Below are 6,784 nucleotides of genomic sequence, written 5' to 3'. Positions count from 1 at the left end.
GCGTCAGGCAGCTGGCCGGAAGCAAGCGCCATAAGATCCTGTTCCGGAAAATCGGCATAACTCCCGGGAGCATCAGGTATGTTCTTTGTCCGGCATGGCTGCTCTCCGTAACCTTGGGGGGCAAAACATACCTTTCCGTCAAGAACGCCAGTAACCGCAGCGATATATTTTTATCCGTCGCCCTAAGTCTGCTCAGGCGCATCGTGACAGCTCTTGCCTTCGCCTCTTACGGCGCCGGGCTTTTTGCGCTTGCCAATATCCCCGTAACAGCGCCGGAACCGACAGGGCCGTATGACTGGTTAAACGTTCCCATCTATCTGCTTTATCTCCCCTCATTGGCGCTGATACTGGCAATCGGAGTCAAAAGCTATGGGTTCTGCTGCCGGCGTTTGTTCAAAGGAATGTTTTCCGTGCTTGTGACCTCTCTTGCGGTTCTTTTGGCGGGACTTCTGATGATATATGCCTTTTTTGCCGTTTATGAGGGGCCGAATGCGATAGAGTGGGGGGCGGCGATCTTCATCGCCTTCGATGTGTCGTTAATGCCGTTTTGTCTTTCAAAGCGCTGACAAATTATGAAACGGACAGCAGCGTCTCCGGGAGCGCTATGAATCCTGACAAAGCCGCCTGCGGCGCGGGCTTCACGGCTTTCCCCCGGCCCGGCTGCCCCGGAGCTGCCGTTCTTGTCAGGGAGTCTCCCCGCAAAGGACAATACGCCGTTTGTCATAACTCCCCGAAAAGGATAAAATACCGCCGGTCATAAGCCTGAGCCCGGCTTCCCGCCCTCTCCGGAAAACCGGCCACCGAAACAGAAAGCACCCACATGAACAGCAACTGGAAAAACATCTTAAACGGCGTTCTTTATTCCTTTAAGGGCGGCGTGTACCCCGATGAACACAAGAGCGGCACCAGCGGACTCCAAAGCCGCGCTCTCGGCGTTCCGGACACTCTGGTGATCCCCCTGAAGCAGCATTCCGGCAGCGCCGCCGAGGTGCTGGTGAAGCCGGGGCAGCACGTGCTCCAAAATGAGCCGCTCACCTCTCCCGCCAATGATCGGCAGGTACCGGTGCATGCTCCGGTGTCCGGCACGGTAACCGCCATTGCTCAGGCTCCCATCGCCCACGCCGGCGGACTGACCGAGCCCTGCATTATTCTTAAAACCGATAAGGAACCACCCGCCGGCGCGGTCTATGAGAACCCCGCCTACCCCTCCTATGCCGAGGTTCCGGTAGATACGCTCCTTAACCATATCCGCAGCATGGGCATTGCCGGACTGGGCGGCGCCGGGTTCCCCACAGAGGCCAAGCTGCGCTCCAGCGTTAAGGCGCAGAACTGCGAGCTTCTGATCATCAACGGGGCGGAATGCGAGCCCTACATTACCTGCGATGACCGGCTCATGCAGGAAAACCCCGAAGATATTCTCCGGGGCATCGACATTCTGAGATACATTCTGAAGCCCCGCTTTACGGTTATCGCCATCGAAAACAACAAACCCGAGGCCATCAGCACCCTGAAGGCCAAAATCGCGGAAACGGGACTTCAGGATATCCGGGTAACGGAAATCCCGGTGAAGTACCCTTCGGGAGCGGCCCGGAACCTGATCAGAATCATCACCGGCATTGAGATCCCCTACAGCGCCCGCTCCACAGCCTACGGCGTGGTGGTGCACAACGTTTCCACCGCCTTTGCCGTGGGAGAGGCCGTGCTCCGGGGACAGCCTCTTACCAGAAGAATGATCACCGTGGCCGGTGATGCCGTCAAAGACAAAATGAACGCCTGGGTCTCTCTCGGCACCCCGATTTCGTACATTCTCTCCCAGTGCGGCTACCAGCCTCCCCCGGTGCCCCGGATCATTGTGGGCGGCCCCATGATGGGCTTTACTGTGCCCCATACGCAGGTGCCCGTGGTCAAAACCATAAACTGCATCATCGCCCCCGCCGCAAACGAAATTAAAAGAGTGAAGCCTCAGGTGGACTGCATCCGCTGCGGCCGCTGCGCCCACGCCTGTCCGGTGCGGCTGGTGCCCTACGAGATCTACGACTACTGCGTTAACGGCGAATTCAAGAAGGCTTATGAGACCGGCCTCAGAAGCTGCATCGAATGCGGCTGCTGCTCCTTTGTCTGTCCCAGCGCCATCCGCATCGTAGCCGCCATCCGCATCGCCAAGGCGGAGGTTAAAAACGAAAAGCTGAAGGAAGAAAAGCTCAGAACCGCCCGGGAACGCTTTGAGGCCAAGAAGGCCCGGATCGAGGCGGAAGAAAAGGCCCGGGAGGAGCGGAAGGCCGCCGCCCTGGCCCGCATTAAGGCTCAGAAGGCCGCAGCCGAAACTCCGAAGGCTCCGGAGCCTCAGGCTGCTCCGGCAGCTCCCCTTTCCGCCGCGGACAAGGTACGCCTTGCCAAGGAAAAGATGGCCGCCCTTAAGGCTGCCAAAGCCGCGGGAGCTCAGGCCGCTCCTGAGACCGCGCCGGCAAAGACAGTTAAGGCCCCGGAACCTCCTAAGGAGACTCCGGCTGAAAACAAGGCTCCGGAAAAAGCACAGGCTCTCACCCCGGAAGACAGGATTCGCATCGCCAAGGAAAAGATGGCCGCTCTTAAGGCTGCCAAAGCCGCAGGAGCTCAGGCCGCTCCTGAAACCGCGCCGGCAGAGACAGTTAAGGCCCCGGAACCTCCTAAGGAGACTCCGGCTGAAAACAAGGCTCCGGAAAAAGCACAGGCTCTCACTCCGGAAGACAGGATTCGCATTGCGAAGGAAAAGATGGCCGCCATAAAGGCTGCCAGGGCCGCCGGAGCCAGCCGGAAGGACGTCCCGGAAAATCAGGATCGGTTATAGGATTCGCGTAATATCGCCCGGTGTCTCCAAGATGCCGAACATGCAAAGGAACCGCGCACATGAACAGCAGCTTTACCCTGGAAAGCGCTCCCCATGACCTGGGAGTGACCGCTACCGGCAGGATCATGAAGATTCTGATCCTGACTCTGATCCCGGCTTTGCTGGTAAACATTTACTTCTACGGCTTCGGGGTGCTTATCAATGTTTTACTGAGTCTCGTGGCCTGTCTCGTCACCGAAGGGGGGATGCTCCGGCTCCGGAAAAGGCATCTTAACCTCCTGTGGCGCGACAACAGCGCTGCGGTAACCGCCGTTATCCTCGGCCTTACCCTGCCCCAGCTCCTTCCCTGGCATCTCACGGTTATCGGATCGGTTTTCGCCATCGCTCTTGTGAAGCATGCCTTCGGGGGGCTGGGGCAGAATGTGTTCAATCCGGCCATGGCGGCATTTGTCTTTCTGCTGATAAGCTCTCCCGTGCAGATGACCAGCTATGTGTCACCGGTGCCCGAAAACTGGGAACATCTCACCCTGTCCCGCAGCGCTCAGGCGATTTTCGGCAGCGCGGATCTTCGGGACAGCGTCCGCAGGGAAACCCATGACGCCATTCTGGAAAGCCTCGTTATGCCCCGGGACAAGAGAGAATATTTTAAGCTTGCGGACAGCTTTACCGGGCCCACCTTCCTTACCGATGTCATGCACGAAAGGCCGGCGAAGGCCAATCCCGAAGCCTCGGTACAGGGCTGGACGGAAGGCGCCCGGGGCACCGGGGATCTCCCCTGGCTCTTTATCGGACACATAAGCACCAGTCTGGCCTTTCTTCTGGGGGGCATTATTCTTATGGTCTTCCGGGTCATTGACTGGCGGATCCCGGTTTCCTTCCTCACGGTCTCCGGCGGTCTTTTCACGGTCTTCTGGGCGGTAAGTCCGGATGCGTTTCTGGCGCCGGTGTGGCATCTCATATTCGGAGCCACCGTATTCGGAGCCTTCTATATCATGACGGATCCCGTAACCGCAGTCCCGAAGCCCCAGGGAGCCTGGATCTTCGGCGCCACCGTGGCCGTGATCTTCGTGATTATCCGGAATCTGGGGGGCTACCCAGATGCCATGGCCTTCAGCGTGCTTCTGGGCAATGCCGCGGCGCCCCTGATTTCCATTCTGACCCGCCGGAGAGAATTCGGTGCCGGCTACTCACCGGAGGTATTGCATCAACATGACTGATAAACCTGAAAATCCCCGCAAAAGATACCTGAAGGCCGGCGTCACTCTGGCGGCGGTTACCATGGTGTGCCTGACCCTGATTTTTACGGTAAGCAGCTTTACCGCCAATGTCATTGCCGCCGGCAAAATCAAGGCCCGGAATGCCAAATACGCCAAATTGTTCGATCCCGCCCTGTATGACAACGATCCCGAGGCGGAGTGCCGTCTCGTCCCCGGCCCCGGGAATAATGACATGGAGGTCATGGTCGTAAGGAAGGGAGAGTCTCCGGTGGGCTACATCGTAAACTACAGCGTAGCCGGTGGCTACAGCACGCCATTTGCCATGCTGGCCGGAGTCACCTCCGAGGGCAAAATCACCTATGCCGACATTACGGTCTTTAACGAAACCCCGGGCCTCGGCGACAAGGTGCTCCGGAGCAAGGGAAGGTTTCTGGACACCCTGTCCGGAACATCTCTCAGCACCCATTCCTTCAACGTGAAGAAGGACGGCGGCGACTTTGATTACTTTACCGGCGCCACGGTAACCCCCCGGGCAGTGGTGCGCTCCACCGGGAAAATGCTGGAACAGCTTCGGGATCTCAAACTGGAAGCCTATCCGGCCTGCGGCTCAAAATAACGCATCAGGGTAAATGCCATGACGATAAAAGAAATTCTGAAAAACGGTCTCTGGTCCAAAAATCCCGGCCTTGTGCAGCTTTTGGGACTGTGCCCCCTGCTGGCGGTGTCCAGCACGGCGGTTAACGCCCTGGGTCTGGGGATCGCCACCATTATGGTGCTCGCCCTGAGCAATTTCCTGATCTCCCTCACCAGAAAAATCATTATCCATGAGATCCGCATTATCATTTACGTGCTTATCATCGCCAGCATCGTAACCTGCGTGGAGCTCCTTATGGAGGCCTATACTCCGGAGCTTTATCAGGCTCTCGGGCTTTATATTGCCCTCATTGTCACCAACTGCATTATCATTGCGAGGGCCGAGACCTTCGCCTCCCGGAACAGCGTCTTTCATTCCTTTCTGGACGGTCTTGCCAACGGCGCGGGCTTCACCCTGGTGCTCCTTTTTACCGGCATGGCCCGGGAGCTTATCGGTCAGGGCACCCTGTTCGCCGGCATGGAGCAGCTTATCGGCGACTTTGGCGCCAGCCTCAAAATCGAGGTCTTCGGAAGCGATGCGGGACTTCTGGTCGCCATCCTGCCGCCGGGAGCCTTTATCTCCCTGGGACTTCTGGTAGCCGCCAAAAACTTCCTGGACAGCCGTTACCGCAAGAAGCGTCTTAACAGAAGAGATCCGGAAATCACCGCTCTGGACTGACGGCCGGAGGATCCGGTTTCCGGGAATCCGGCGCAAAGTCAGGGCCGGTCTTCCGGCCGCTCTCCGGCCGGCTCCCCGCAATTTTGCGGGGAGCTTATATTTTTCAGGAAGGAAAAATGCGGATTCCCCGCCATGCTTGTCCGGTATCTGCTATCATCCCGCTATTATCCGGAGAATCCTCATGACCATAAATACCATTGCCCACATCAATCTCGCCAAAGGGTTCCGCGGCGGCGAAAGACAGACCGTCATTCTCATTAAAGCCCTGAAGGAAGCTCACCCCGAACTCCGGCAGACGCTTATCTGCCATAAAAAAAGCTCTCTTCCGGAGCATCTCAGGGACGTGAAGGATCTCGCCATCGTAAAAACCGGATCCGCTCTGGGAGGACATTTTTCCCGGGAGGTGAAAGCAGACATTTATCAGGCTCATGAAGCCAAGGCCGCCCACTGGGCCGCCATGCACAAAAAGCTGTTTCACACCCCGTTTGTCATAGCCAGGAGAGTGCCTCAGCCGGTGCGGAACACCTTCTTTAACAGATTTGTCTACGGCACGGCAGATGCGGTGGTGTCAGTGTCAGGATTTATCCGGGAAGCCGTGATCCGGAGCTTCGGCCGGGACATGAATTTCAGCGGCAGACTTTTTATGGTTCATGACGCCCTGTCCCATCAGGAGGCGGATCCGGCCCGGACAGCGGAAATCAGAAAGCAATACGAGGGGCATCCGGTATTCGGGCATGCCGGAGCCTATGTGGATCGCCACAAGGGGCAGCGCATCCTCATTGCCGCCGCCCGGGAATTCCTGAAAACCCATCCCGAAGCCCGCTTTATTCTGCTGGGGGCCGGCTCTGACGAGGAAGCGCTCCGAAACGAAACCCGGGACGTGCCGGAAATTGAGTGGCTGGGCTTCAAGGACAATGTGGCGGACTATCTGGAGGCCATGGATTTCTTCCTGTTCCCCTCCCGGAACGAAGGACTGGGATCCGTGCTTCTGGATGTCATGGATCACGGAGTGCCCGTAATCGCTTCCGATGCTGACGGCATCCCCGAGGTGGTCTCTCATGAAAAAACCGGCCTCCTGTTTCCGAAGGAGAACAGCGCCGCCCTGCTTAGCGCCATGGAAAGGCTGTACGGTGACGGGGAGCTCCGGAAATCTCTGGTAACCGGGGCCCGGGAGCAGCTTAAGAACTTCACCCCGGAGGTCATGGCCGCCAGATACTATGAGCTCTACGAGAGCCTGCTCCGAAAATAGGTCTCAGCAGGCTGTACGCCGGCGCCGGACACCGGCGTCAGAAAAAAAGACCGGACAGCAAGTCCGGATCTTCTCTTATCTTAAAACTCCTTTAAGGAACTGTCTCAAAATAAAATGTAATTCTTCTGAGACTTATTCAGACTGGAAACTGCTTAATTCGAGTCTGACCTAAAACAACT

At 57.5% G+C, this 6,784-nt stretch carries 6 protein-coding genes; all 6 read left to right on the top strand.

The genetic code is table 11. The annotated features are described in order from the left end of the window. A partial coding sequence (locus tag ACJROR_RS09025; RefSeq protein WP_406546818.1) for a hypothetical protein occupies positions 1-566 on the top strand: 566 nt, incomplete at its 5' end. A gap of 254 nt (positions 567-820) precedes the next feature. After that, positions 821-2,827, top strand: coding sequence for an electron transport complex subunit RsxC (rsxC, locus tag ACJROR_RS09020; protein WP_406546817.1), 2,007 nt, complete (start codon positions 821-823; stop codon positions 2,825-2,827). A 59-nt stretch (positions 2,828-2,886) separates the two neighbouring features. Beyond that, a complete protein-coding gene (locus tag ACJROR_RS09015; RefSeq protein ID WP_406546816.1) occupies positions 2,887-4,044 on the top strand; it encodes an RnfABCDGE type electron transport complex subunit D in 1,158 nt (385 codons plus the stop codon). Next, on the top strand, positions 4,037-4,660 hold the full coding sequence (locus ACJROR_RS09010) for an RnfABCDGE type electron transport complex subunit G (protein WP_406546815.1): 624 nt from the start codon (positions 4,037-4,039) through the stop codon (positions 4,658-4,660). The genes ACJROR_RS09015 and ACJROR_RS09010 overlap by 8 nt, the downstream gene beginning before the upstream one ends. 18 nt (positions 4,661-4,678) lie before the next feature. After that, positions 4,679-5,356, top strand: a complete 678-nt coding sequence (locus ACJROR_RS09005; protein WP_406041420.1) for an electron transport complex subunit E — start codon at positions 4,679-4,681, stop codon at positions 5,354-5,356. 181 nt (positions 5,357-5,537) lie between these two features. Continuing rightward, a complete protein-coding gene (locus ACJROR_RS09000) occupies positions 5,538-6,605 on the top strand; it encodes a glycosyltransferase family 4 protein (RefSeq protein WP_406546814.1) in 1,068 nt (355 codons plus the stop codon). The last annotated feature ends 179 nt before the right edge of the window (positions 6,606-6,784 follow it).

The organism is Succinimonas sp. (genome assembly GCF_045225735.1).
Classification (GTDB): domain Bacteria; phylum Pseudomonadota; class Gammaproteobacteria; order Enterobacterales; family Succinivibrionaceae; genus Succinimonas.
Note: the sequence above shows the minus strand (reverse complement) of the source record. Positions and strands in the feature narration are given on the sequence as shown.

What these genes read in the sequence shown, in the direction of transcription:
- rsxC (WP_406546817.1), top strand. Translation starts at nt 821, where the DNA reads ATGAACAGCAACTGGAAAAACATCTTAAACGGCGTTCTTTATTCCTTT.
- ACJROR_RS09015 (WP_406546816.1), top strand. Translation starts at nt 2,887, where the DNA reads ATGAACAGCAGCTTTACCCTGGAAAGCGCTCCCCATGACCTGGGAGTG.
- ACJROR_RS09000 (WP_406546814.1), top strand. Translation starts at nt 5,538, where the DNA reads ATGACCATAAATACCATTGCCCACATCAATCTCGCCAAAGGGTTCCGC.
- ACJROR_RS09010 (WP_406546815.1), top strand. Translation starts at nt 4,037, where the DNA reads ATGACTGATAAACCTGAAAATCCCCGCAAAAGATACCTGAAGGCCGGC.
- ACJROR_RS09005 (WP_406041420.1), top strand. Translation starts at nt 4,679, where the DNA reads ATGACGATAAAAGAAATTCTGAAAAACGGTCTCTGGTCCAAAAATCCC.